Below are 21365 nucleotides of genomic sequence, written 5' to 3'. Positions count from 1 at the left end.
GTTCCGGGGCTCGCCGTTATCCACTGCCACATGCGGGCCGCGGGCCGCGGGAGCCCACGTGTCCGGCCCCGCCGCCGACGCAAACCGGCCCCCCCCCCCCCGCCACGGCACGAGCCGTCGAGGAGATTCCGATGGTGGACAAGCAAGTGTTCCTGCGCCTCGGCGTCGCCGCGGTCGTCGTCGCGGCCGGTGCGGCCGGGGTGATCCTGCTCGGCGGCGGTGATGAGCCGCCACCGGCGGAGGCCGTCGCCGTGGTCGGCGAACCGTCGCCGTCCGCGCCGGTGTCGTCGAGTGCCCCGACACCCCAGTCGGTCACCCGGACGGTGACTTCGACGCCGGTGCCGGACGACTGGCGCATCATCTACGAGCTGGCGGGCAGCGGGACCGCGACCGTCGTCTACGACGAGAACGGCCTCGGGCTCGTGCACCAGGAACTCGCGGTGCCACTGCCGTGGCGGAAGGAACTGACCTGGAAGCACACCGGCACGCCGCCGACCGTCCAGCTGATGGGCCAGGCCGACGGCCCCGTCGAGTGCCGGATCGCCGTCCGCGGCACCGTCGTGACCTCGCAGAACTCCGCCCCCGGTGAGGTCACCACCTGCGCCAGCCGCCTCGGCTGAGCCCCGCTCCGACCGCGTTTAGCCCGCTAACTGCACGTCAGGCCCCTCGTCGACCACTCCGACGCCGACCAGGCGCCCCGAGCGCGTTTAGCGGGCTAAACGCGCTCGGCGGGGCCCTGGCGCGGTGCGGCGGGAGGCCCGGAGGCGACAGGCAGCGGGCGGCGAGAGCACCCGGCGCCGTGCAGCGGAGGCGCGGACGCGGCAGGCGACGAGAGCTGGCCGCCGGGCGGGAGGGTCGGGCGGCGACTGCGTTTAGCCCGCTAAACGCAGCGTGCGCCGGGGGAGCGGCCGGGCGCAGGTCAGCGGCCGGGCCGACTGCGTTTAGCCCGCTAACTGCGCGTCGGGGCCCTGGTGGGGAGGGGTTTCGCGAACCAGTGCTCGGCGTACTTGTCGGAGTTGAACGGGGCGACTTCGGCGTAGCCGCAGCGGGTGTAGAGCGCGCGGGCCTCGACGAGGTCGTCGCGGGTGTCGAGCCGGATCAGCGTCGCGCCCAAGTCACTGGCGACCTCCTCGGCGGCGCCGACCAGCCGCACGCCGCCGCCCTGCCCCCGGCCGGACGCACGGACGTACACCCGCTTCAACTCGGCGACGGCCGGCTCCACCAGCCGGACGCCGATGCAGCCCAGCACGGCGCCGTCCTCGGCGCGGGCCAGCAGCAGCGCACCGGTCGGCGGCGCGAGGTCGTCGGTCGGGTCTTCGACCAGCGCGACGTCGATCTCCGAGTCCGTCGCGGGCCGCCCGTAGTACCGGGAGGCGATGTCGGTCATGTACTCCCGCAGCACCGCGACGGCGTCCGGATGATCGACGGCCGACGGGGCGATGGTCCAGCGTTCACTCACCAGGCCATCCTGACCCGCCCGTCCACCGGTTTTCCAGGAGAGGCTCAGCGCCGGTACTGCCACGTGTAGCCCGGCAACGTCCGCACGAAGTCGACGAGGAACCCGGCCAACGAGGGCACGTCGTCCAGCGAAAGCGCTCGCGGCCCCGAAACCAGCGCGACGGAGTTGAGCAGCCCGAACTGCGCCGGCGTCCGCGAATCCGCGAGCAGCCGCTCCAGCACCGGCGGCGTGAGCACGCCCCGCGCGAAGTCCGGATGCTCGCAGTACACCGTGAACCGCGCGTCGAACGCCGGATGCCCGATCGGCACCGTCCCGGCCGACTGGAACGCCGTCGGCTGCCCCTTGATCGACGTCAGCATGCTCTTCAACGTCGTATCGAAGCTCAGCGCGGGCACCGGGGGAGTCCAGACCTGCACCATGTACCCGATCCCGGCGGCATCCTCCGAAGTCCGGTACTCGAACGCCAGTACCGCGTGCTCACCCAGCCGCAACTCGACGGCGTATTCGTACGGCGCGGCCTGGGGCGTCAGATGGGCGAACGTCGTCCGCTGCCGCGCGTTGGGGAAATAGCCGAACGTCGGCGCGCGGCCGTCGCCCGCGACGTACAACGCGGCGTTGTGCTTCGCAACCCACTCCCGCGGTGTGCTCGCCCGCCGACGCGCCATGGACGAATCGTAGGCGTCAGCGCGCGATCCCGTGGGCCACGGCGAGGAGCCGGTCGGTGACCTGGGTGACCGATGCGATCGACATCGGCCCGGTGATCCGGCTCGACGCCACCCCGTCGCCGACGTCGATTCCCGGCGACAGCGGCGGCACGGCGCCCGCGTACCAGTGCAGGAACGCCGGCGTGAGCACGGTGTCGGCGAAGCGCGGATCGGCGGTGTAGACGGCGATCAGCGGCCGCAGCGCGGGATCCGGCACCGGCCACTCGGCCAGCTCGCGGCTCACCGAGGCGGGGATGTACGTGCGGAGCATCATCCGGTGCATCGGCGAATCGGGCCGGTCGACGGGCCCGATCTTGTACAGGCACAGCCTCGGCGTCATCGGCGCGCCGACGCGCACCTTGTGCCAGACCGTGGTGTCGCCGCCGACGGTGTCCACGCCCTGGAACGCCACCACCGGCACGCTTTGGCGGCCGAACTCGAGCGCGAACGTGTACCGCTCGTCCGGCCGGACGCCGAAACCGGGATGGGTGCCGCTGCCGGAGTCGTGCCACCGCCCGCCCTGCGACGTCGCGAACGCGCGCAGGTCGTCCCGGCCCTTCTTACGGCTCACGAGGGCCACGACCAGTCCGATGAGGACGATCACGACGATGCCGAGCATGAGCCACAGCGCGATCACGGTTCGTCTCCACTCAGGTGGCCCGCCACAGCCGGGCGGGCAGGCGGTCGGCAAGGCCGAGGAGGAAGTCCGCCTCGGCGATCAGCGTTGGCCTGCTCAGCTGGCCGACGCCCCAGGTGCGCAGCGAGCCGCCTTCGACCGCGAACGGCCGCTCACCCAAAGAGCGAAGCAGCCACGCGCGCAGCTCCGCGTCGAGGACTTCGTCCGCTACGGCCACATCACTCGTGTACACGACGTACGCCGCGTCGAAGGCCTTGTCCATGGTCTTGAACCGCGTCGACCGGTCACGGATCTCCGCAGGGAGCACCTTCCCGACGCACAGCAGCGGCGACGGCGGTACCGAGACCTGGACGTAGTGCTGATCCCGGCTCTCGATGTGATCCGACAGCGCGCGGTAGAGCTCGCGGCCATCGGCGCCGATCACCGCGCGGTCGCGATGGCGGAACTCGACCCACGGATGCCCGCTCGACTCGCCGAGCGGCCGCCCGCCCGGATGCCGCACGCCGAACGAGGGCACCGCCGTGTCCCCGCTCTGTCCACTGTGGAAGGTCCCACCGTGCTCGGCCGCGAAGGCGCGGAACCAGTGCTCCACGGCGGCCTTGCGGGCGCCCCGGTTGCGGCCCAGCATGATCACGGCGAGCACCGCCAGCACCGCGGCGATCGACGCCCCGGCCAGGACGTTGTTCAGCACGGGGCTCTCGAACACCCCGGCGAGGTCGGCCGTCATGGTCAGAAGTCCAGATCCTTCTTGGTCTCTTCGTCCGACTGCTCGGTACCGGTCTCACCGTAGTCACTCGTCTTCTTGGCGTTCTTCACGTGACTGTTCAGCTTGCCGAGGTGGTCGTTGACCGTCTTCGCCGGATTCTCCCCGGGATTCGTCGGGTCGTAGCCGAGCACACCCTTGAACGCGGCTTCGCGGCCCTTCTTCAGCGTTTCCTTCGCGCCGTTCTTCAGCAGCGACGGCGTGTAGCGGATCGCGCCGTCCTCGTTCAGGGCGGGGTTGTCCCACGCCTTCTCGAAACGCTTGCCGAGCATGCCCTTCTCGCCGAAGAGCTTCTCCATGGCGCCCTGGCCCTTGGTCAGCTCCTTGGCTTCCTTGAGCTTGCCCGCGGTCTTGCCCTCCATCAGCGCCTTGCCGAACCGCGTTTCCTTCAGCTTCGCCATGAGCTTCTTGAGCCACTCCAGGACGTCCTGGAGGATCTTGCGCAGCTTGCTCACCTTCTGCGTCGTCTTCGCCGACGTCGTGGCCAGCTTGACCTCCGACGCCGTCCCCGCCGCCGCGGTCGACGCGCCCGCGGTCGGGATCGCGGCGGCGATCGCCGGGACCCAGATCATGACCAGCCAGGTGATCAGCTCGGTCAGGATGGCCTTGATCAGCTCCTCGACGAACGTCATCAACATGCTGCTGAGCTGCAGCATCTGCGCGAGGTCGCCGGATTTGGCCGCCACCCCGTCCACCCCGTGCGCGAACTCGCCGAGCGACGTCTTCGCCGCCGTCGCGGCATCGCCCTGCCACTGCGCGAGCGAGGACTCGGCGACCTCGGCGAAGTTCTTCGCCAGGTCCTGGAGGCCCTTCGCGATCGCGCCGAAGTTCTCCGCGGCGATGCCCAGCGCCGGGCCGTCGCCGCTGACGAAGTGGATCGCGTCCTGGATCGGCTGCACCGCGCTGATCAGGAAGTTGAGCCCCTGGCCGATCAGCCAGCCCAGCGGGTCGGTCGCGATGTCCACGATGGCCTGCGAGCTCGACTGGATGAACCCGGTCGTGTCGGTCGCGATCGTGGTGAGCCCGAGCGTGATGTCCGCGCCGTCGGGGTGCGGAGCGCCGAAGGCCTTGAACACCGCGCCGGCGTCCTTGCCCACCGTGACGGCCTGCCCGAGGAACGGGGTGGCCTTGACCGCGTTGTCGACGTTGATGCCCGCGACCGTGTTCGGATCGTCGGACTTGATCGAGATCTTTCCCGCGACGTCCTCGACTTCTGCCATGACGTCCCTCTCAGTGCTTCTCGCCGCGCGGGCCGTCCAGCAGCGTCTCGATCTGCCCGAACACCGCCTTGTGGTCGTCTTCGGTGCCCTGGTACACGTTCGCCGCGTCGGTGAACTTCGCCTGCGCCGAGGCCAGTCCCTCGCTCATCGAGCGCAGCAGGTCCCGCAGCTCGTGCAGGGTCTCGGTGTAGCCGTGCTTGGTGAACAGCCCGACCACGCCCCACGACTTGTCGCCGACGTCGGCGTTGCCGACCATGTCGGTGATCTTCCCGGTCTGGTCCTTGTAGTTCCCCAGCGAGCCGACGTAGTTGTGCAGCGCGTCGACCTGGACCTGGTACCCCGTGCCGGGGGTGGCTCCGTCGGGCATCAGTGGTCCTCCTCGTCGAACAGCTTGCGCAGGAAGGTGTCGCCCTCGGAACCACCACTGGGCGGGGCCGCGGGCGGCGGTTCCTCCGCGCGCCGCACGAACGACTGCTCGGAGAAGTCGTCCGGTGGTGCGGGCGCCGCCGCGGTCTCCGCCGCCATCCGGGACCGCATTTCCTCGACGCTGGTGCCGAACAGTTCGGCCTGGCTCTCGAGCACCTGGTCGGTGAGGCCGAGGTCGTCGCCCATGTGTTCTTCGACGATGCTCGCCTGCCGCCGGGCCGACTCGGCCACGGCCTCGCGCAGCGTCGACATCAGCGCGGCGGACAGCGCCTGTGGCGACTGCCGGAGTGCCTCCTCGGTGAACCGGACGTCGAGTACCGCGCCGCCGGGCCCCGCCACCACCGTCACCGCCCGGTCGGGGGAGGTCACGGTGGCTTCCAGCGCGCTCAGCTCGGCCCGCATCCCCTCGATCCCGGCCAGCCGGTCGTCCACGTTCCTGATCTTCGACTGGAACCGTTCGAACTCGGCGACCAGCTGATCGAACTCCGCCGACATGCCTTCCCCTCCCGTGCTGCTCCGCGTGACGTAAGTCATGGTGACCCGTTCGCGGGCTTGGACGTGCCGAATGCGGGAATGGATCCCCCTGCGTCACCCGTTCGGGGAATGGGTAGGTTCCCCGGCGGCAAGGGGAATCGCGAGCAGGAGGACAGCGTTATGGAAACAGCGGGGTGGACCGCCGAGACGGAACCCGCCGAGGAGCGCAGGGGGCGGCACGCGGCGCCGGAGGGAGCGGGCGTGCACCCGCTGGTCGACCTTTCCCGGGATCCGCACCCGGGCAGGCCGGACCACGCGAAGCCGGACGAGGACTGAAGCACGGCGCACGGTGTGGAACAACGCCACACCGAGGTGCACAACGGGTAGGATGACGCTTCCTGCCCGTTCAGACCCCCCGCCTCGGCCACCCGAGAAGCGGCCGGGTATCTTTGGAGACCGTGCCCGGCAGGCGTCGGGCCGCTCCGTGTGCCGTTCGGCATGACCGGTGCGCGTGTCGCATCCGGTCGCCCGCTCCGGCAGGACGGGGTCCGACGGAAAATCCCTCCCGGGAAGTTACCGGTCGACAGACCGTGACGCGGGCCGACACGCCCGACCGCGGGGGCCGGTGAAGACACGAAGTAAGCAAGATCGCGACAGAAAGCTGGTCCATTGCCCACGATCCAGCAGCTGGTCCGCAAGGGCCGCCAGGACAAGGCTGCCAAGCAGAAGACCGCGGCCCTCAAGGGGAGCCCGCAGCGGCGTGGCGTGTGCACTCGCGTGTACACCACGACCCCGAAGAAGCCGAACTCGGCGCTGCGCAAGGTCGCGCGTGTGAAGCTGACCAGCGGCATCGAGGTCACCGCCTACATCCCCGGTGAGGGCCACAACCTGCAGGAGCACTCGATGGTGCTCGTGCGCGGTGGTCGTGTGAAGGACCTCCCCGGCGTTCGCTACAAGATCATCCGCGGTTCGCTCGACACCCAGGGTGTGAAGAACCGCAAGCAGGCGCGCAGCCGGTACGGCGCGAAGAAGGAGAAGAGCTAATGCCTCGCAAGGGTCCGGCGCCGAAGCGGCCGCTGATCTCCGACCCCGTCTACGCCTCGCCGCTGGTCACCCAGCTGGTGAACAAGGTGCTGAAGGACGGCAAGCGGTCCCTCGCCGAGCGCATCGTCTACGGCGCGCTGGAAGGCGCCCGCGAGAAGACCGGCACCGACCCGGTCGTCACGCTGAAGCGCGCGCTCGACAACGTGAAGCCCACCATCGAGGTGAAGAGCCGCCGCGTCGGTGGCGCCACCTACCAGGTGCCGATCGAGGTCAAGCCCGGCCGCTCCACCACCCTCGCGCTGCGCTGGCTGGTGTCGTTCTCGCAGGCTCGCCGTGAGAAGACCATGATCGAGCGCCTGCAGAACGAGCTCCTCGACGCCTCCAACGGCCTCGGTGCCAGCGTGAAGCGTCGCGAGGACACGCACAAGATGGCCGAGTCCAACCGGGCCTTCGCGCACTACCGCTGGTGATGACCGCCCGGCAATCGATGGAAGCCTTGCCGGGCCCCACGCTTGAGACAGGGGAACATTCTCGTGGCACGTGAAGTGCTGACCGACCTGAACAAGGTCCGCAACATCGGCATCATGGCCCACATCGACGCCGGTAAGACGACCACCACCGAGCGGATCCTGTTCTACACCGGGATCAACTACAAGATCGGCGAAGTCCACGACGGCGCCGCCACCATGGACTGGATGGAGGAGGAGCAGAAGCGGGGTATCACCATCACCTCGGCTGCCACCACCACCTACTGGGACGACCACCAGATCAACCTGATCGACACCCCCGGGCACGTCGACTTCACCGTCGAGGTGGAGCGCAACCTGCGGGTGCTCGACGGCGCGGTCGCCGTCTTCGACGGCAAGGAAGGTGTCGAACCGCAGTCCGAGCAGGTCTGGCGTCAGGCGGACAAGTACGAGGTTCCGCGCATCTGCTTCGTCAACAAGATGGACAAGCTGGGTGCGGACTTCTACTACACCCTGAAGACCATCGAGGAGCGCCTCGGCGTCCGGCCGCTGGCCATCCAGCTGCCGATCGGCGCGGAGAACGACTTCGAGGGCGTCATCGACCTGGTCCGGATGAAGGCCCTGGTCTGGCGCGGCGAGGTGCAGAAGGGCGAGGACTACGCGGTCGAGGACATCCCGGCCGAGCTCGCCGACAAGGCCGCCGAGTACCGCGAGAAGCTGGTCGAGACCGTCGCCGAGACCGACGACGCGCTGATGGAGAAGTTCCTCGAGGGCGAGGAACTGACCGAGACCGAGATCAAGTCCGGCATCCGCAAGCTGGTGATCACCCGCGAGGCGTTCCCGGTGCTGGCCGGTTCCGCGTTCAAGAACAAGGGCGTGCAGCCCATGCTCGACGCGGTCATCGACTACCTCCCGTCGCCGCTGGACGTCCCGGCCGTCGAGGGCCTGCTGCCCGACGGCGAGACCGTGGCCACCCGCGAGGCGTCGGTGAACGAGCCGTTCGCGGCGCTGGCGTTCAAGATCGCCGCGCACCCGTTCTTCGGCAAGCTGACCTACATCCGGGTCTACTCCGGCAAGGTCGCCTCCGGTGCCCAGGTCGTCAACGCGACCAAGGAGCGCAAGGAGCGCATCGGGAAGATCTTCCAGATGCACTCCAACAAGGAGAACCCGGTCGACGACGCCCAGGTCGGTCACATCTACGCGGTCATCGGCCTGAAGGACACCACCACCGGTGACACCCTGGCCGACCCGCAGAACCCGATCGTCCTCGAGTCGATGACGTTCCCCGAGCCGGTCATCCGGGTCGCGATCGAGCCGAAGACCAAGGCGGACCAGGAGAAGCTCTCCCTGGCGATCCAGAAGCTGGCCGAAGAGGACCCCACGTTCCAGGTGAAGCTGGACGAGGAGACCGGCCAGACGATCATCGCGGGCATGGGCGAGCTGCACCTCGAGGTGCTGGTCAACCGGATGAAGTCCGACTACAAGGTCGAGGCGAACATCGGTAAGCCGCAGGTGGCCTACCGCGAGACCATCAAGAGGACCGTGGACAAGCTCGACTACGTCCACAAGAAGCAGACCGGTGGTTCCGGCCAGTTCGCGAAGGTGATCGTGAAGCTGGAGCCGCTCGAGCGCACCGACGGTGCACTCTACGAGTTCGACAACAAGGTCACCGGTGGCCGCGTGCCGCGGGAGTACATCCCGTCGGTGGACGCCGGTGCGCAGGACGCCATGCAGTACGGCGTGCTCGCGGGCTACCCGCTCGTCGGGTTGAAGTTCACCTTGCTGGACGGTGCGTACCACGAGGTCGACTCTTCGGAGATGGCGTTCAAGATCGCCGGTTCCATGGCGATGAAGGAAGCCGCGAAGAAGGCCGGCCCGGTGATTCTGGAGCCGATGATGGCGGTCGAGGTCACCACGCCCGAGGACTACATGGGTGACGTCATCGGTGACCTCAACTCCCGCCGTGGTCAGATCCAGGCCATGGAGGAGCGGTCGGGTACCCGTGTCGTGAAGGCACTGGTTCCGCTGTCGGAGATGTTCGGTTACGTCGGCGACCTCCGGTCGCGGACCCAGGGCCGGGCGAACTACTCCATGGTGTTCGACTCCTACGCCGAGGTTCCCGCGAACGTCGCGAAGGAAATCATCGCGAAGGCGACGGGGGAGTAGTTCCTCCTCGCTCGCGGGCATAAGGAACACTCCTGAACGTCCGCAGCACCGACGAGAAATACCGCCGACGTACTCCCTCCCGCGGAGGCGGCGTCAACACAGCACTGGCCGGCAGCCACGCCGGCCGGTGAGCACAAAGCGAAATCAGTCCAGGAGGACATTCCAGTGGCGAAGGCGAAGTTCGAGCGGAGCAAGCCGCACGTCAACATCGGGACCATTGGTCACGTCGACCACGGTAAGACCACTCTGACCGCGGCGATCACCAAGGTTCTGCACGACAAGTACCCCGAGCTGAACGAGTCGCGTGCGTTCGACCAGATCGACAACGCGCCCGAAGAGAAGCAGCGCGGCATCACGATCAACATCTCGCACGTCGAGTACCAGACCGAGAAGCGTCACTACGCGCACGTCGACGCCCCCGGTCACGCGGACTACATCAAGAACATGATCACCGGTGCCGCCCAGATGGACGGCGCGATCCTGGTGGTCGCCGCGACCGACGGCCCGATGCCGCAGACCCGTGAGCACGTGCTGCTCGCCCGCCAGGTCGGCGTGCCCTACATCGTGGTCGCGCTGAACAAGGCCGACATGGTCGACGACGAGGAGATCCTCGAGCTCGTCGAGCTGGAGGTCCGTGAGCTGCTGTCCTCGCAGGAGTTCCCCGGCGACGACGCGCCGGTCGTGCGCGTCTCGGGCCTGAAGGCTCTCGAGGGCGACGAGAAGTGGGCCGAGGCCGTTCTCGAGCTGATGACCGCCGTCGACGACAACGTGCCGGACCCGGTGCGTGAGCTCGACAAGCCGTTCCTGATGCCGATCGAGGACGTCTTCACCATCACCGGCCGCGGCACCGTCGTGACCGGTCGTGTGGAGCGCGGCCAGGTCAACGTCAACGAAGAGGTCGAGATCGTGGGTATCCGCGAGAAGTCGACCAAGACCACCGTCACCGGTGTCGAGATGTTCCGCAAGCTGCTCGACTCGGGCCAGGCGGGCGACAACGTCGGCCTCCTGCTCCGCGGTATCAAGCGCGAGGACGTCGAGCGCGGCCAGGTCGTCGTGAAGCCGGGCACCACCACCCCGCACACCGAGTTCGAGGGCCGGGTCTACATCCTGTCCAAGGACGAGGGCGGCCGGCACACGCCGTTCTTCAACAACTACCGCCCGCAGTTCTACTTCCGTACCACGGACGTGACCGGCGTCGTGACCCTCCCCGAGGGCACCGAGATGGTCATGCCGGGCGACAACACGGACATCTCGGTCCAGCTGATCCAGCCGGTCGCGATGGACGAGGGCCTGCGGTTCGCCATCCGTGAGGGTGGCCGTACCGTCGGCGCCGGCCAGGTCACCAAGATCAACAAGTGATTCGGCCCCCTGACCCGGGCCAATACACCCCCGGGTCAGGGGCGTCAAATCACGTGTGCGACACTATTCAGGTTGCTCGTCCTAGGGCGGCCGAATCCCACTGTTGGTTCGACTGACAGGGGTTCCGGCCGCCCTGGTGCGAGTGGCCACGGTCCGTGGAGCTCTTCCTTCGGGTGAGGGTAGCGGGCAAGGGACGCCGATGGTGTGCGAACGCCCTCGAGCGACCCCCTCACGTTGAGGAAGACCAGGCAAGACGACGATCCCACGGGATCCGTCTGTGCGGCGGGCACGACACGCCCGACCGCGTGGACCGGGGACAGGGCCGTTGAACTGCGAAAACCCGGCTCGGGTGGGAACACCGGGGCCAGGTTTGTGAGATAGCGGCACGAGACGACAAGGAACGAGCAGCCACCATGGCGGGACAGAAGATCCGCATCCGGCTCAAGGCCTACGACCACGAGGCGATCGACACCTCGGCGCGCAAGATCGTGGAGACGGTCACGCGCACCGGCGCCCGTGTTGTCGGGCCGGTGCCGCTGCCCACCGAGAAGAACGTTTACTGCGTCATCCGCTCGCCGCACAAGTACAAGGACTCGCGCGAGCACTTCGAGATGCGCACGCACAAGCGTCTGATCGACATCCTCGACCCGACGCCGAAGACGGTCGACGCGCTCATGCGCATCGACCTGCCGGCGAGCGTCGACGTCAACATCCAGTAAGCGTTGGGCGAGCGGCGGAGATAAGAGACTCATGTCTGACAGGCAAATGAAGGGCATCCTGGGCACCAAGCTCGGCATGACCCAGGTCTTCGACGAGCAGAACCGGGTCGTCCCGGTGACCGTCGTCAAGGCCGGGCCGAACGTGGTGACCCAGGTTCGTACCCAGGACAAGGACGGCTACGCGGCCGTGCAGCTGGCGTTCGGCGCCGTCGACCCGCGCCGGGTCAACAAGCCGCGCACCGGCCACTTCGACAAGGCGGGTGTGACCCCGCGCCGGTTCCTCGCCGAGCTGCGGACCACCGACGCCGACACCTACGAGGTGGGCCAGGAGATCACCGCCGAGGTGTTCGCCGCGGGCACCGAGGTCGACGTGACCGGTACCAGCAAGGGCAAGGGCTACGCCGGTGTCATGAAGCGTCACGGCTTCAAGGGCCAGGGCGCCAGCCACGGTAACCAGGCCAAGCACCGCGCGCCGGGCTCCATCGGCGGCTGCGCCACGCCTGGCCGCGTTTTCAAGGGCCTGCGCATGGCGGGCCGGATGGGCAACGACCGGGTCACCACGCAGAACCTGACCGTGCACGCCGTGCGTGCCGAGGACGGCCTGCTGCTGATCAAGGGCGCGGTGCCCGGTCCCAAGGGCGGCCTGCTGTTCGTGCGCAGCGCCGCGAAGGGTGGTAACCCCGAATGACGAACGTCGAGCTGAAGACCCCGGCCGGTAAAGCCGACGGCACCGTCGAGCTCCCCGCGGAGATCTTCGACGTGCAGGCCAACGTGCCGCTGATGCACCAGGTCGTGGTGGCCCAGCTGGCCGCCGCGCGCCAGGGCACGCACGACACGAAGACCCGTGGTGAGGTCTCCGGTGGCGGCAAGAAGCCGTACCGGCAGAAGGGCACCGGCCGTGCCCGCCAGGGTTCGACTCGCGCGCCGCAGTTCACCGGCGGTGGCGTCGTGCACGGCCCCACGCCGCGCGACTACACCCAGCGCACCCCGAAGAAGATGAAGGCCGCCGCCCTGCGTGGCGCCCTCTCCGACCGGGCGCGCGCCGGCCAGCTGCACGTCATCACCGAGCTGGTCACCGGCGAGAAGCCGTCGACCAAGGCCGCCAAGACCGCCATCGCCGCGGTGACGCAGGCGAAGCGCGTGCTCGTGGTGCTGCACCGGGACGACGAGCTCAGCTGGGTCTCCCTGCGGAACCTGGAGCAGGTCCACCTGATCTGGGCCGACCAGCTCAACACCTACGACGTGCTGGTCAACGACGACGTCGTGTTCACCAAGGCCGCGTACGACGCGTTCGTCGCAGGCCCCGTCCGTGGCAAGGCCGTCAAGGCCTCCGCGCGGTCGGGCGAGGTCACGGAAGGGAGTGACGAGAAGTGAGTTCGGTCGCCATTCCGGACCCCCGCGACATCCTGCTCGCGCCGGTGATCTCCGAGAAGTCCTACGGGCTGCTCGAGGAGCACAAGTACACGTTCATCGTCCGCCCGGACGCCAACAAGACCCAGATCAAGATCGCGGTCGAGAAGGTGTTCGGCGTCAAGGTGGTCAGCGTCAACACGGCCAACCGCCAGGGCAAGCGGAAGCGGACTCGCGCCGGCTTCGGCAAGCGCAAGGACACCAAGCGCGCCATCGTGACTCTTTCGCCCGAGAGCAAGGCGATCGAGATCTTCGGCGGACCCACCGCGTAAAGGACTGAGCTGACAATGGGCATCCGCAAGTACAAGCCGACGACTCCGGGTCGTCGCGGTTCGAGCGTCTCCGACTTCGCCGAGATCACCCGGACGACGCCGGAGAAGTCGCTGCTGCGTCCGCTGAGCAAGAGCGGTGGCCGCAACTCCTCGGGCAAGATCACCACCCGGCACAAGGGCGGCGGGCACAAGCGTGCCTACCGCGTGATCGACTTCCGCAGGCACGACAAGGACGGCGTCCCCGCCAAGGTCGCGCACATCGAGTACGACCCCAACCGGTCCGCTCGCATCGCGCTGCTGCACTACGCCGACGGCGAGAAGCGCTACATCATCGCGCCGGAGAAGCTGAAGCAGGGCGACACCGTCGAGAACGGCCCCCGCGCCGACATCAAGCCGGGCAACAACCTGCCGCTGCGCAACATCCCGGTCGGCACCGTGATCCACGCGATCGAGCTCCGCCCCGGTGGCGGCGCGAAGATGGCGCGGTCCGCCGGTGCGCGCGTGCAGCTCGTCGCCAAGGACGGCCCCTACGCCCAGCTGCGGCTTCCCTCGGGCGAGATCCGCAACGTCGACGTGCGCAACCGCGCGACCGTCGGCGAGGTGGGCAACTCCGAGCACGCCAACATCAACTGGGGCAAGGCGGGCCGCAACCGCTGGCGCGGCAAGCGCCCGACCGTCCGTGGTGTCGTCATGAACCCGGTCGACCACCCGCACGGTGGTGGTGAGGGCAAGACCTCCGGTGGTCGCCACCCGGTCAACCCGAACGGTAAGCCCGAGGGCCGTACGCGCAGGCGCAAGCCGAGCGACGCCCTCATCGTCCGCCGCCGGCGTACCGGCAAGAAGCGCTGAGCAGGGAGGTAGAAGAACATGCCACGCAGCCTTAAGAAAGGCCCCTTCGTGGACGACCACCTGCTCAAGAAGGTGGACGCGCTCAACGAGTCGGGCAAGAAGACCGTGATCAAGACCTGGTCGCGCCGCTCCACGATCATCCCGGACTTCCTGGGACACACGTTCGCGGTGCACGACGGCCGCAAGCACGTCCCGGTGTTCGTCACCGAGGCGATGGTGGGTCACAAGCTGGGCGAGTTCGCCCCGACGCGGACCTTCAAGGGCCACATCAAGGACGACCGCAAGTCGCGCCGCCGCTGAGCGGGCACGAAGACAGATAAGGGAAGTAGCGATGAACGCCCAGAACGACGCGACCGTCGAGGCTGAACTGCCTACGGCGTACGCGCGGGCTCGCTTCGTCCGGGACTCACCGACCAAGGTGCGCCGGGTGATCGAGCTCATCAAGGGTCGTAGCGTCAGCGAGGCCCTGGCCGTGCTCCGGTTCGCGCCGCAGGCGGCCAGCACCCCGCTCGCCAAGGTGATCGCCAGCGCGGCGGCCAACGCCGAGAACAACCTCGACCTCGACCCGGAGACCCTCTGGATCAAGTCCGCGACCGCCGACGAGGGCCCGACCCTCAAGCGCATCCGGCCGCGGGCCCAGGGGCGTGCCTACCGGATCCGTAAGCGGACCAGCCACATCACCGTTGTGGTGGAGTCCCGTCCGGCGGAGAAGGCGAAGAGCAAGAAGAAGGCAGGTGGCCGGTAGTGGGCCAGAAGATCAACCCGCACGGTTTCCGCCTGGGTATCACCACGGACTGGAAGTCGCGCTGGTACGCCGACAAGCAGTACGCCGAGTACGTGGCCGAGGACGTCAAGATCCGCCGGCTGCTCTCGACGGGCATGGAGCGCGCCGGCATCTCCAAGGTCGAGATCGAGCGCACCCGTGACCGTGTCCGCGTCGACATCCACACCGCCCGGCCGGGCATCGTCATCGGCCGCCGCGGCGCGGAGGCCGACCGGATCCGCGGCGCGCTGGAGAAGCTGACCAAGAAGCAGGTCCAGCTGAACATCCTCGAGGTCAAGAACCCCGAGGCCGACGCCCAGCTCGTCGCGCAGGGTGTCGCGGAGCAGCTGTCCAACCGTGTGGCGTTCCGCCGCGCGATGCGGAAGGCGATCCAGACCTCGATGCGCTCGCCGCAGGTCAAGGGCATCCGCGTGCAGTGCGGTGGCCGTCTCGGCGGTGCCGAGATGTCCCGCTCCGAGCACTACCGCGACGGCCGGGTCCCGCTGCACACGCTGCGCGCCGACATCGACTACGGCTTCTTCGAGGCCAAGACGACCTTCGGCCGCATCGGCGTCAAGGTGTGGATCTACAAGGGCGAGCTTGTGGGCGGGCTGAAGGCCAAGGAGGCGCGTGACGCTGCCGCGGCCGCCGAGCGTGCCCCGCGCCGTGACCGCGGTGACCGTCCGTCCCGCCCGCGCCGCTCCGGCGCCTCGGGCACGACGGCCACCTCGACCGAAGCCGGCCGCGCGGCCGCTGCCGCGAAGACCGACGCGGGCACCGCTCCCGCCGCCGAGGCGGCCCCGGCGGAGACCGCAGAAAAGACGGAGGGCTGAGACGTGCTCATCCCGCGCAGGGTCAAGCACCGGAAGCAGCACTCCCCGAAGCGCCACGGCGCCGCGAAGGGCGGCACGAAGGTCAACTTCGGCGAGTACGGCATCCAGGCGCTTGAGCACAGCTACGTGACGAACCGGCAGATCGAGTCCGCTCGTATCGCCATGACCCGTCACATCAAGCGTGGCGGCAAGGTGTGGACGACCATCTACCCGGACCGCCCGCTGACCAAGAAGCCTGCCGAGACCCGGATGGGTTCCGGTAAGGGTTCGCCCGAGTGGTGGATCGCCAACGTGAAGCCCGGCCGTGTCATGTTCGAGATCAGCTTCCCGAACGAGGAGACGGCGCGCGAAGCGCTGCGTCGCGCGATCCACAAGCTGCCCATGAAGTGCCGCATCGTGACCCGTGAAGGTGGTGAGTTCTGATGGCGAAGGCCGGAGCCGCTGAGGCATCAGAGCTTCGTGAGCTCACCGCGGAAGAGCTCGTCCTGCGTCTGAAGGAATACAAGGAGGAGCTGTTCAACCTCCGCTTCCAGATGGCGACCGGGCAGCTCGACAACAACCGCCGGTTGCGTTCGGTCCGGGGTGGCATCGCCCGCATCTACACGGTCATGCGCGAGCGTGAACTCGGCCTGTCCGTTGCCCCTGACGCCGAGAGTGAAGGTGCCGCATGAGCGAGCCCACCACCGAGAAGGCGCCCCGTAACGACCGCAAGGTCCGTGAGGGCTACGTCGTCTCGGACAAGATGAACAAGACGATCGTGGTCGAGCTCGAGGACCGCAAGAAGCACCCCCGTTACTCGAAGGTTCTCCGCAGCACCACCAAGGTGAAGGTGCACGACGAGAACAACGAGGCGGGTGTCGGTGACCGGGTCACCCTGATGGAGACCCGCCCGCTGTCGGCGACGAAGCGCTGGCGCCTGGTGCAGATCGTGGAGAAGGCCAAGTAAGCAGGGCTCTTTCGAGTCCTTAGTTCCGCAAGGCTGGGCAGCCCCCAGAACCAGCGCGACATACAGGAGTTGACGTGATCCAGCAGGAGTCGCGGCTTCGGGTAGCCGATAACACGGGTGCGAAGGAAATCCTCTGCATCCGGGTTCTCGGTGGCTCCGGGCGGCGCTACGCCGGCATCGGCGACATCATCGTCGCCACCGTGAAGGACGCCATCCCGGCCGCCGGGGTGAAGAAGGGCGACGTCGTCAAGGCCGTCATCGTCCGCACGGTCAAGGAGCGTCGTCGTCCGGACGGCTCCTACATCCGGTTCGACGAGAACGCCGCCGTGCTCATCAAGAACGACAACGAGCCCCGGGGCACCCGCATCTTCGGCCCGGTGGGCCGCGAGCTGCGCGACCGAAAGTTCATGAAGATCATTTCGCTCGCGCCGGAGGTGTTGTAAGTGAAGGTGAAGAAGGGCGACACGGTTGTCGTCATCTCCGGCAAGGACAAGGGCGCCAAGGGCAAGGTCATCCAGGCCTACCCGGAGCGTCAGCGGGTGCTGGTCGAGGGCGTGAACCGGATCAAGAAGCACACGCGGATCACCCAGACCCAGCGCGGCGCGCAGTCCGGTGGCATCGTCACCCAGGAGGCGCCCATCCACGTGTCGAACGTGATGGTCGTCGACTCCGACGGCAAGCCGGCCCGGGTGGGTTACCGCATCGGCGAGGACGGCAAGAAGGTCCGGATCTCGCGCCGGAACGGTAAGGACATCTGATGACCACCGCAGAGAAGATCGAGCCGCGTCTGAAGACGCGGTACCGCGACGAGATCAAGGGGCAGCTCCAGCAGGAGTTCTCCATCCCGAACGTGCACCTGGTTCCCGGCGTCGTGAAGGTCGTCGTGAACATGGGTGTCGGCGACGCGGCCCGCGACAGCAAGCTGATCGAGGGCGCCATCCGCGACCTTTCCGCGATCACCGGCCAGAAGCCGGAGGTCCGCAAGGCCCGCAAGTCCATCGCGCAGTTCAAGCTGCGTGAGGGTCAGCCGATCGGCGCGCGCGTCACGCTGCGCGGCGACCGGATGTGGGAGTTCCTCGACCGGCTGCTGAACATCGCGCTGCCGCGTATCCGCGACTTCCGCGGACTTTCGGCCAAGCAGTTCGACGGCAACGGCAACTACACCTTCGGTCTCAACGAGCAGTCGATGTTCCACGAGATCGACCCCGACGCGATCGACCGTCCCCGCGGGATGGACGTCACCGTCGTCACCACCGCCACCACCGACGACGAGGGCCGGGCGCTGCTGCGCAAGCTCGGCTTCCCGTTCAAGGAGAACTGAGCCGATGGCCAAGAAAGCACTGGTCCACAAGGCCGCGAAGAAGCCCAAGTTCGCGGTGCGCGCCTACACCCGCTGCCAGCGGTGCGGTCGGCCGCACTCGGTGTTCCGGAAGTTCGGGCTCTGCCGGATCTGCCTTCGCGAGATGGCACACGCGGGCGAGCTGCCCGGCATCCGCAAGTCCAGCTGGTAAGAGCTCGAAACAAATTCCACTTCGCCACAGGCCCCGCTCCCGGTGTCCATTTCGGACACCGGCGGCGGGGAACCAGGCGAGAAAGGTTGACAGGTCACCATGACGATGACCGACCCCATCGCAGACTTCTTGACTCGTCTGCGTAACGCGAACGCGGCCTACCACGACGAGGTCGTGCTCCCGCACTCGAAGCTGAAGGCGAACATCGCCGAGATCCTCAAGCGTGAGGGTTACATCGCGGGTTACCGCGACGAGCCGGGCGAGAAGCACAAGAACCTCGTCGTCGAGCTCAAGTACGGCCCCAACCGTGAGCGCAGCATCGCCGGTCTCCGGCGCGTGTCCAAGCCGGGTCTGCGGGTCTACGCAAAATCGACCGAACTGCCGTCCGTTCTCGGTGGCCTCGGCGTCGCGATCATCTCGACGTCCGGTGGGCTGCAGACCGACCGGCAGGCCAAGCGCAACAGCGTGGGCGGCGAAGTCCTCGCCTACGTCTGGTAAGGAAGGGGGTACTAGGCATGTCACGTATCGGAAAGCTGCCGGTCGCCGTCCCTTCCGGGGTCGAGGTGACCATCGAGGGTCAGCACATCAAGGTCAAGGGGCCCAAGGGCACCCTGGAGCACACCGTCATCGAGCCGATCACCGTCGAGCGCGGTGAGGACGGCACGCTGCAGGTGAAGCGTCCGAACGACGAGCGCACGAGCCGGGCCCTGCACGGTCTCACCCGCACGCTGGTGAACAACCTCGTGGTGGGCGTGACCCAGGGCTACGAGAAGAAGCTCGAGATCCACGGCGTCGGTTACCGCGTGCAGGCCAAGGGCTCGGACCTCGAGTTCGCCCTCGGCTTCTCGCACCCGGTCAAGATCGAGGCCCCGGAAGGCATCACCTTCAAGGTGGAGAGCCCCACCCGGTTCTCGGTCTCCGGCATCGACAAGCAGAAGGTCGGCCAGACGGCTGCGGTCATCCGCAAGCTGCGGCGCCCGGACCCGTACAAGGGCAAGGGCCTGCGGTACGAGGGTGAGAAGATCCGCCGCAAGGTCGGAAAGACGGGTAAGTGATCATGAGCGACACGACTACGAAGCGCAAGCCGGTGGGCAAGGACATCTCGACCCGCCGCCGCGTTGCGAAGGCCCGCCGTCACTTCCGGCTCCGCAAGAAGGTCTCCGGCACGACCGCGCGTCCGCGCCTGGTCGTCAAGCGGTCCTCGCGGCACATCGCGGTCCAGGTGATCGACGACCTCGCCGGCCACACGCTGGCCGCGGCGTCGAGCATCGAGGCCGACGTCCGCGCGGTCGACGGCGACAAGAAGGCCAAGGCTGCCAAGGTCGGCCAGCTGGTCGCCGCGCGTGCCAAGGACGCCGGGATCTCGGCCGTGGTGTTCGACCGTGGCGGCAACGCCTACCACGGCCGCATCGCCGCGCTCGCCGACGCCGCTCGCGAAGCGGGGTTGGAGTTCTGATGGCGGCGCAGGAGTACCTCGTGAAGAATGGAAGGAAAGCCTGATGCCGGGACGTACACGGCAATTCGGCGGCGGCCAGGGCGGACCCGGCGGGCAGGGCGGCAACGACCGCGGTGACCGTCGCGACCGCCGGGACCGGCGCGACAGCGGCCGTGGCGGGGCGGCCCAGGACAAGACCCCGCACCTCGAGAAGGTCGTGACGATCAACCGCGTCGCCAAGGTCGTCAAGGGTGGTCGTCGCTTCAGCTTCACCGCTCTGGTGGTCGTCGGTGACGGCGACGGTCAGGTCGGCGTCGGCTACGGCAAGGCCAAGGAAGTTCCCGCGGCCATCGCCAAGGGCGTCGAAGAGGCGAAGAAGAACTTCTTCAAGGTCCCGCGCGTCGCCGGCACCATCCCGCACCCGGTGCAGGGTGAGGAAGCCGCCGGTGTCGTGCTGCTCCGCCCGGCGTCCGCCGGTACCGGTGTCATCGCCGGTGGCCCGGTGCGCGCGGTGCTGGAGTGCGCGGGTGTCCACGACGTGCTGTCGAAGTCGCTCGGCTCCGACAACGCGATCAACATCGTGCACGCGACCGTGGCGGCCCTCAAGGGCCTGCAGCGTCCCGAAGAGGTGGCGGCCCGCCGTGGCCTGCCGCTCGAGGACGTCGCCCCGGCCCGGATGCTGCGTCAGCGTGCGGGTCAGGGGGTCTGAGATGGCTCAGGTCAAGGTCACCCAGGTCAAGAGCAAGATCGGCACGAAGCACGCTCACCGCGAGTCGCTGCGCACCCTCGGGCTGCGCAAGATCCGCCAGAGCGTCGTGCGTGAAGACACTCCCGAGGTGCGCGGCCTCATCCACACCGTCCGCCACCTGGTGGAGGTCGAGGAGGTCAAGGCATGACGGCCATCAAGATCCACCACCTGCGTCCGGCCCCGGGCGCGAAGACCGACAAGATCCGCGTCGGCCGTGGTGAAGGCTCGAAGGGCAAGACGGCGGGCCGCGGCACCAAGGGCACCAAGGCCCGGAAGAACGTGCCCGCCGGGTTCGAGGGTGGGCAGATGCCCATCCACATGCGGCTGCCGAAGCTGCGTGGCTTCAAGAACCGGTTCCGCACCGAGTACCAGCCGGTGAACGTGGGCGACATCGCCCGCGTCTTCCCGGACGGTGGGTCGGTCGGCACCGACGAACTGGTTGCCAACGGTCTCGTCCGCAAGGGCAAGCTCGTGAAGGTCCTCGGCAACGGCGACGTCAACGGCGTCAAGCTGGACGTCACCGCGGACGCCTTCTCGGCTTCCGCCAAGGAGAAGCTCGCCGCGGCCGGTGGCTCCGCCACCACCGTCTGAGTCCCTTCTCCGCCCGCTCCACCCCAAAGGGCCCGCCCGACCCCCGGTCAGGCGGGCCCTTTGCCGTCCCCAGCCACCCATCCACCCACCCACCCACCCACTCCGCCCCTCCCCCCGCCCCAATGGGGTTTTTTCATCCTGTTGGTGCTGGTCTGGGTGCTTGACGGGGTGGGTTGTGGTTGTGCCGTAGGGGTTTGCTGGGTTGCGTACCGGCGGTACGGGAACGTGGTGGAGCCCCCGGATGTTGATCAAGTCGTGACACAAGAATCCACGTCCGGGGGCTCCGCTCCCACTGTCTCACAGCCCGAGATCGCCGCCTCGTACCGCAGTGCGCTGCCGGTCTCGCCACCCACGATCGCGATGTTGACCAGGCTGATCAGCCGGCATCGCCGGGTGATCGGGTCGCGGTGGCGCAAGGTGTCGGCGGCCGAGCAGGCGGTGCTGGTGCTGGCGATGCTGCGCCACGATCAGCGGCTACTGGACTTGTCCCGTGCCAACGCGGTATCGGCCTCCACTATCCGCCGCTGGCTGCTGGAGGTGATCGGGCTGCTCGCGGCCCGGGCACCCCG

34 protein-coding genes and 1 pseudogene are annotated in these 21365 nt (G+C 68.1%); 28 read left to right on the top strand and 7 right to left on the bottom strand.

Annotated elements, in window-relative coordinates; all coding sequences use genetic code 11:
- Positions 1 to 131 precede the first annotated feature (131 nt).
- Positions 132 to 620 (top strand): hypothetical protein, encoded by a 489-nt coding sequence (locus tag ACFW0G_RS05100; protein WP_378323464.1) that lies wholly within the window; start codon positions 132 to 134, stop codon positions 618 to 620.
- 329 nt (positions 621 to 949) lie between these two features.
- Here the strand turns inward: ACFW0G_RS05100 and ACFW0G_RS05095 are convergent, their stop codons facing one another.
- Genes ACFW0G_RS05095 through ACFW0G_RS05065 form a run of 7 tightly spaced genes read right to left on the bottom strand, consistent with a single transcriptional unit; the run spans position 950 to position 5704 of the window.
- The gene (locus tag ACFW0G_RS05095) at positions 950 to 1459 is read right to left on the bottom strand and encodes a GNAT family N-acetyltransferase (protein ID WP_378323463.1); all 510 of its coding nucleotides are present in this window, start codon (positions 1457 to 1459) and stop codon (positions 950 to 952) included.
- Between the two features lie 44 nt (positions 1460 to 1503).
- Positions 1504 to 2124, bottom strand: a complete 621-nt coding sequence (locus ACFW0G_RS05090) for a hypothetical protein (RefSeq protein ID WP_378323461.1) — start codon at positions 2122 to 2124, stop codon at positions 1504 to 1506.
- Positions 2125 to 2140: 16 nt separating this feature from the next.
- Positions 2141 to 2800, bottom strand: a complete 660-nt coding sequence (locus ACFW0G_RS05085; protein ID WP_378323460.1) for a hypothetical protein — start codon at positions 2798 to 2800, stop codon at positions 2141 to 2143.
- Between the two features lie 13 nt (positions 2801 to 2813).
- Entirely contained in the window at positions 2814 to 3527 is a 714-nt protein-coding gene (locus ACFW0G_RS05080; protein WP_378323459.1) for a hypothetical protein, read from the bottom strand.
- Between the two features lie 2 nt (positions 3528 to 3529).
- Complete coding sequence (locus ACFW0G_RS05075; RefSeq protein WP_378323458.1) at positions 3530 to 4783, bottom strand: WXG100 family type VII secretion target; 1254 nt, start codon at positions 4781 to 4783, stop codon at positions 3530 to 3532.
- Positions 4784 to 4793: 10 nt separating this feature from the next.
- A complete protein-coding gene (locus tag ACFW0G_RS05070; RefSeq protein WP_378323457.1) occupies positions 4794 to 5150 on the bottom strand; it encodes an ESX-1 secretion-associated protein in 357 nt (118 codons plus the stop codon).
- A complete protein-coding gene (locus ACFW0G_RS05065) occupies positions 5150 to 5704 on the bottom strand; it encodes a YbaB/EbfC family nucleoid-associated protein (RefSeq protein ID WP_378323456.1) in 555 nt (184 codons plus the stop codon). The genes ACFW0G_RS05070 and ACFW0G_RS05065 overlap by 1 nt, the downstream gene beginning before the upstream one ends.
- A gap of 159 nt (positions 5705 to 5863) precedes the next feature.
- On the opposite strand from ACFW0G_RS05065, the gene ACFW0G_RS05060 reads away from it, so the two are divergent.
- The 27 genes and pseudogenes from ACFW0G_RS05060 to ACFW0G_RS04930 form a co-directional block, all read left to right on the top strand.
- Entirely contained in the window at positions 5864 to 6019 is a 156-nt protein-coding gene (locus ACFW0G_RS05060) for a hypothetical protein (protein WP_378323455.1), read from the top strand.
- Positions 6020 to 6352: 333 nt separating this feature from the next.
- Positions 6353 to 6727 carry a 30S ribosomal protein S12 gene (gene rpsL, locus ACFW0G_RS05055; RefSeq protein ID WP_003102113.1) on the top strand — a complete coding sequence of 125 codons (375 nt, stop codon included), beginning with the start codon at positions 6353 to 6355 and terminating at the stop codon, positions 6725 to 6727.
- Complete coding sequence (rpsG, locus tag ACFW0G_RS05050) at positions 6727 to 7197, top strand: 30S ribosomal protein S7 (protein WP_003102106.1); 471 nt, start codon at positions 6727 to 6729, stop codon at positions 7195 to 7197. Before rpsL ends, rpsG begins: the two co-directional genes overlap by 1 nt.
- A 63-nt stretch (positions 7198 to 7260) precedes the next feature.
- A complete protein-coding gene (gene fusA, locus ACFW0G_RS05045; protein ID WP_378323454.1) occupies positions 7261 to 9360 on the top strand; it encodes an elongation factor G in 2100 nt (699 codons plus the stop codon).
- Between the two features lie 165 nt (positions 9361 to 9525).
- The gene (gene tuf / locus ACFW0G_RS05040; RefSeq protein WP_378323453.1) at positions 9526 to 10719 is read left to right on the top strand and encodes an elongation factor Tu; all 1194 of its coding nucleotides are present in this window, start codon (positions 9526 to 9528) and stop codon (positions 10717 to 10719) included.
- A gap of 413 nt (positions 10720 to 11132) precedes the next feature.
- Complete coding sequence (rpsJ, locus tag ACFW0G_RS05035) at positions 11133 to 11438, top strand: 30S ribosomal protein S10 (protein WP_003102098.1); 306 nt, start codon at positions 11133 to 11135, stop codon at positions 11436 to 11438.
- Between the two features lie 31 nt (positions 11439 to 11469).
- Positions 11470 to 12126: a 50S ribosomal protein L3 gene (gene rplC, locus ACFW0G_RS05030; RefSeq protein ID WP_378323452.1), complete on the top strand. Its 657-nt coding sequence runs from the start codon at positions 11470 to 11472 to the stop codon at positions 12124 to 12126.
- The gene (gene rplD / locus ACFW0G_RS05025; protein WP_378323451.1) at positions 12123 to 12812 is read left to right on the top strand and encodes a 50S ribosomal protein L4; all 690 of its coding nucleotides are present in this window, start codon (positions 12123 to 12125) and stop codon (positions 12810 to 12812) included. The genes rplC and rplD overlap by 4 nt, the downstream gene beginning before the upstream one ends.
- Complete coding sequence (gene rplW, locus ACFW0G_RS05020; RefSeq protein ID WP_345396642.1) at positions 12809 to 13120, top strand: 50S ribosomal protein L23; 312 nt, start codon at positions 12809 to 12811, stop codon at positions 13118 to 13120. Before rplD ends, rplW begins: the two co-directional genes overlap by 4 nt.
- 15 nt (positions 13121 to 13135) lie before the next feature.
- Positions 13136 to 13969 carry a 50S ribosomal protein L2 gene (rplB, locus tag ACFW0G_RS05015; RefSeq protein WP_378323450.1) on the top strand — a complete coding sequence of 278 codons (834 nt, stop codon included), beginning with the start codon at positions 13136 to 13138 and terminating at the stop codon, positions 13967 to 13969.
- A gap of 18 nt (positions 13970 to 13987) precedes the next feature.
- Positions 13988 to 14269 carry a 30S ribosomal protein S19 gene (gene rpsS, locus ACFW0G_RS05010; protein ID WP_378323449.1) on the top strand — a complete coding sequence of 94 codons (282 nt, stop codon included), beginning with the start codon at positions 13988 to 13990 and terminating at the stop codon, positions 14267 to 14269.
- 31 nt (positions 14270 to 14300) lie between these two features.
- Positions 14301 to 14714 (top strand): 50S ribosomal protein L22, encoded by a 414-nt coding sequence (gene rplV, locus ACFW0G_RS05005; RefSeq protein ID WP_378323448.1) that lies wholly within the window; start codon positions 14301 to 14303, stop codon positions 14712 to 14714.
- Positions 14714 to 15565 carry a 30S ribosomal protein S3 gene (rpsC, locus tag ACFW0G_RS05000; RefSeq protein ID WP_345396654.1) on the top strand — a complete coding sequence of 284 codons (852 nt, stop codon included), beginning with the start codon at positions 14714 to 14716 and terminating at the stop codon, positions 15563 to 15565. The genes rplV and rpsC overlap by 1 nt, the downstream gene beginning before the upstream one ends.
- 3 nt (positions 15566 to 15568) lie before the next feature.
- Positions 15569 to 15988 (top strand): 50S ribosomal protein L16, encoded by a 420-nt coding sequence (gene rplP, locus ACFW0G_RS04995; RefSeq protein WP_005166782.1) that lies wholly within the window; start codon positions 15569 to 15571, stop codon positions 15986 to 15988.
- Positions 15988 to 16236: a 50S ribosomal protein L29 gene (rpmC, locus tag ACFW0G_RS04990; protein WP_345396659.1), complete on the top strand. Its 249-nt coding sequence runs from the start codon at positions 15988 to 15990 to the stop codon at positions 16234 to 16236. The genes rplP and rpmC overlap by 1 nt, the downstream gene beginning before the upstream one ends.
- Entirely contained in the window at positions 16233 to 16511 is a 279-nt protein-coding gene (gene rpsQ, locus ACFW0G_RS04985; protein WP_378323447.1) for a 30S ribosomal protein S17, read from the top strand. Before rpmC ends, rpsQ begins: the two co-directional genes overlap by 4 nt.
- A 74-nt stretch (positions 16512 to 16585) precedes the next feature.
- Entirely contained in the window at positions 16586 to 16954 is a 369-nt protein-coding gene (rplN, locus tag ACFW0G_RS04980; protein ID WP_004558867.1) for a 50S ribosomal protein L14, read from the top strand.
- Positions 16955 to 17269 (top strand): 50S ribosomal protein L24, encoded by a 315-nt coding sequence (gene rplX / locus ACFW0G_RS04975; RefSeq protein ID WP_378323446.1) that lies wholly within the window; start codon positions 16955 to 16957, stop codon positions 17267 to 17269.
- The gene (rplE, locus tag ACFW0G_RS04970; RefSeq protein WP_378323445.1) at positions 17269 to 17832 is read left to right on the top strand and encodes a 50S ribosomal protein L5; all 564 of its coding nucleotides are present in this window, start codon (positions 17269 to 17271) and stop codon (positions 17830 to 17832) included. Before rplX ends, rplE begins: the two co-directional genes overlap by 1 nt.
- 4 nt (positions 17833 to 17836) lie before the next feature.
- Positions 17837 to 18022, top strand: a complete 186-nt coding sequence (locus ACFW0G_RS04965) for a type Z 30S ribosomal protein S14 (protein ID WP_345396672.1) — start codon at positions 17837 to 17839, stop codon at positions 18020 to 18022.
- A gap of 99 nt (positions 18023 to 18121) precedes the next feature.
- On the top strand, positions 18122 to 18520 hold the full coding sequence (gene rpsH / locus ACFW0G_RS04960; RefSeq protein ID WP_378323444.1) for a 30S ribosomal protein S8: 399 nt from the start codon (positions 18122 to 18124) through the stop codon (positions 18518 to 18520).
- A 17-nt stretch (positions 18521 to 18537) separates the two neighbouring features.
- On the top strand, positions 18538 to 19077 hold the full coding sequence (gene rplF, locus ACFW0G_RS04955) for a 50S ribosomal protein L6 (RefSeq protein ID WP_378323443.1): 540 nt from the start codon (positions 18538 to 18540) through the stop codon (positions 19075 to 19077).
- 2 nt (positions 19078 to 19079) lie between these two features.
- On the top strand, positions 19080 to 19478 hold the full coding sequence (gene rplR, locus ACFW0G_RS04950) for a 50S ribosomal protein L18 (RefSeq protein WP_378323441.1): 399 nt from the start codon (positions 19080 to 19082) through the stop codon (positions 19476 to 19478).
- A gap of 43 nt (positions 19479 to 19521) precedes the next feature.
- Positions 19522 to 20166, top strand: coding sequence for a 30S ribosomal protein S5 (rpsE, locus tag ACFW0G_RS04945; protein WP_378323440.1), 645 nt, complete (start codon positions 19522 to 19524; stop codon positions 20164 to 20166).
- Position 20167: 1 nt separating this feature from the next.
- A complete protein-coding gene (rpmD, locus tag ACFW0G_RS04940) occupies positions 20168 to 20353 on the top strand; it encodes a 50S ribosomal protein L30 (protein WP_345396687.1) in 186 nt (61 codons plus the stop codon).
- Complete coding sequence (gene rplO, locus ACFW0G_RS04935; protein WP_378323439.1) at positions 20350 to 20796, top strand: 50S ribosomal protein L15; 447 nt, start codon at positions 20350 to 20352, stop codon at positions 20794 to 20796. Before rpmD ends, rplO begins: the two co-directional genes overlap by 4 nt.
- 255 nt (positions 20797 to 21051) lie before the next feature.
- A pseudogene (locus ACFW0G_RS04930) lies at positions 21052 to 21365 on the top strand (hypothetical protein); the annotation flags it as partial.

Origin of the sequence: Amycolatopsis sp. NPDC058986, from assembly GCF_042741125.1 — a bacterium.
Classification (GTDB): domain Bacteria; phylum Actinomycetota; class Actinomycetes; order Mycobacteriales; family Pseudonocardiaceae; genus Amycolatopsis.
Note: the sequence above shows the minus strand (reverse complement) of the source record. Positions and strands in the feature narration are given on the sequence as shown.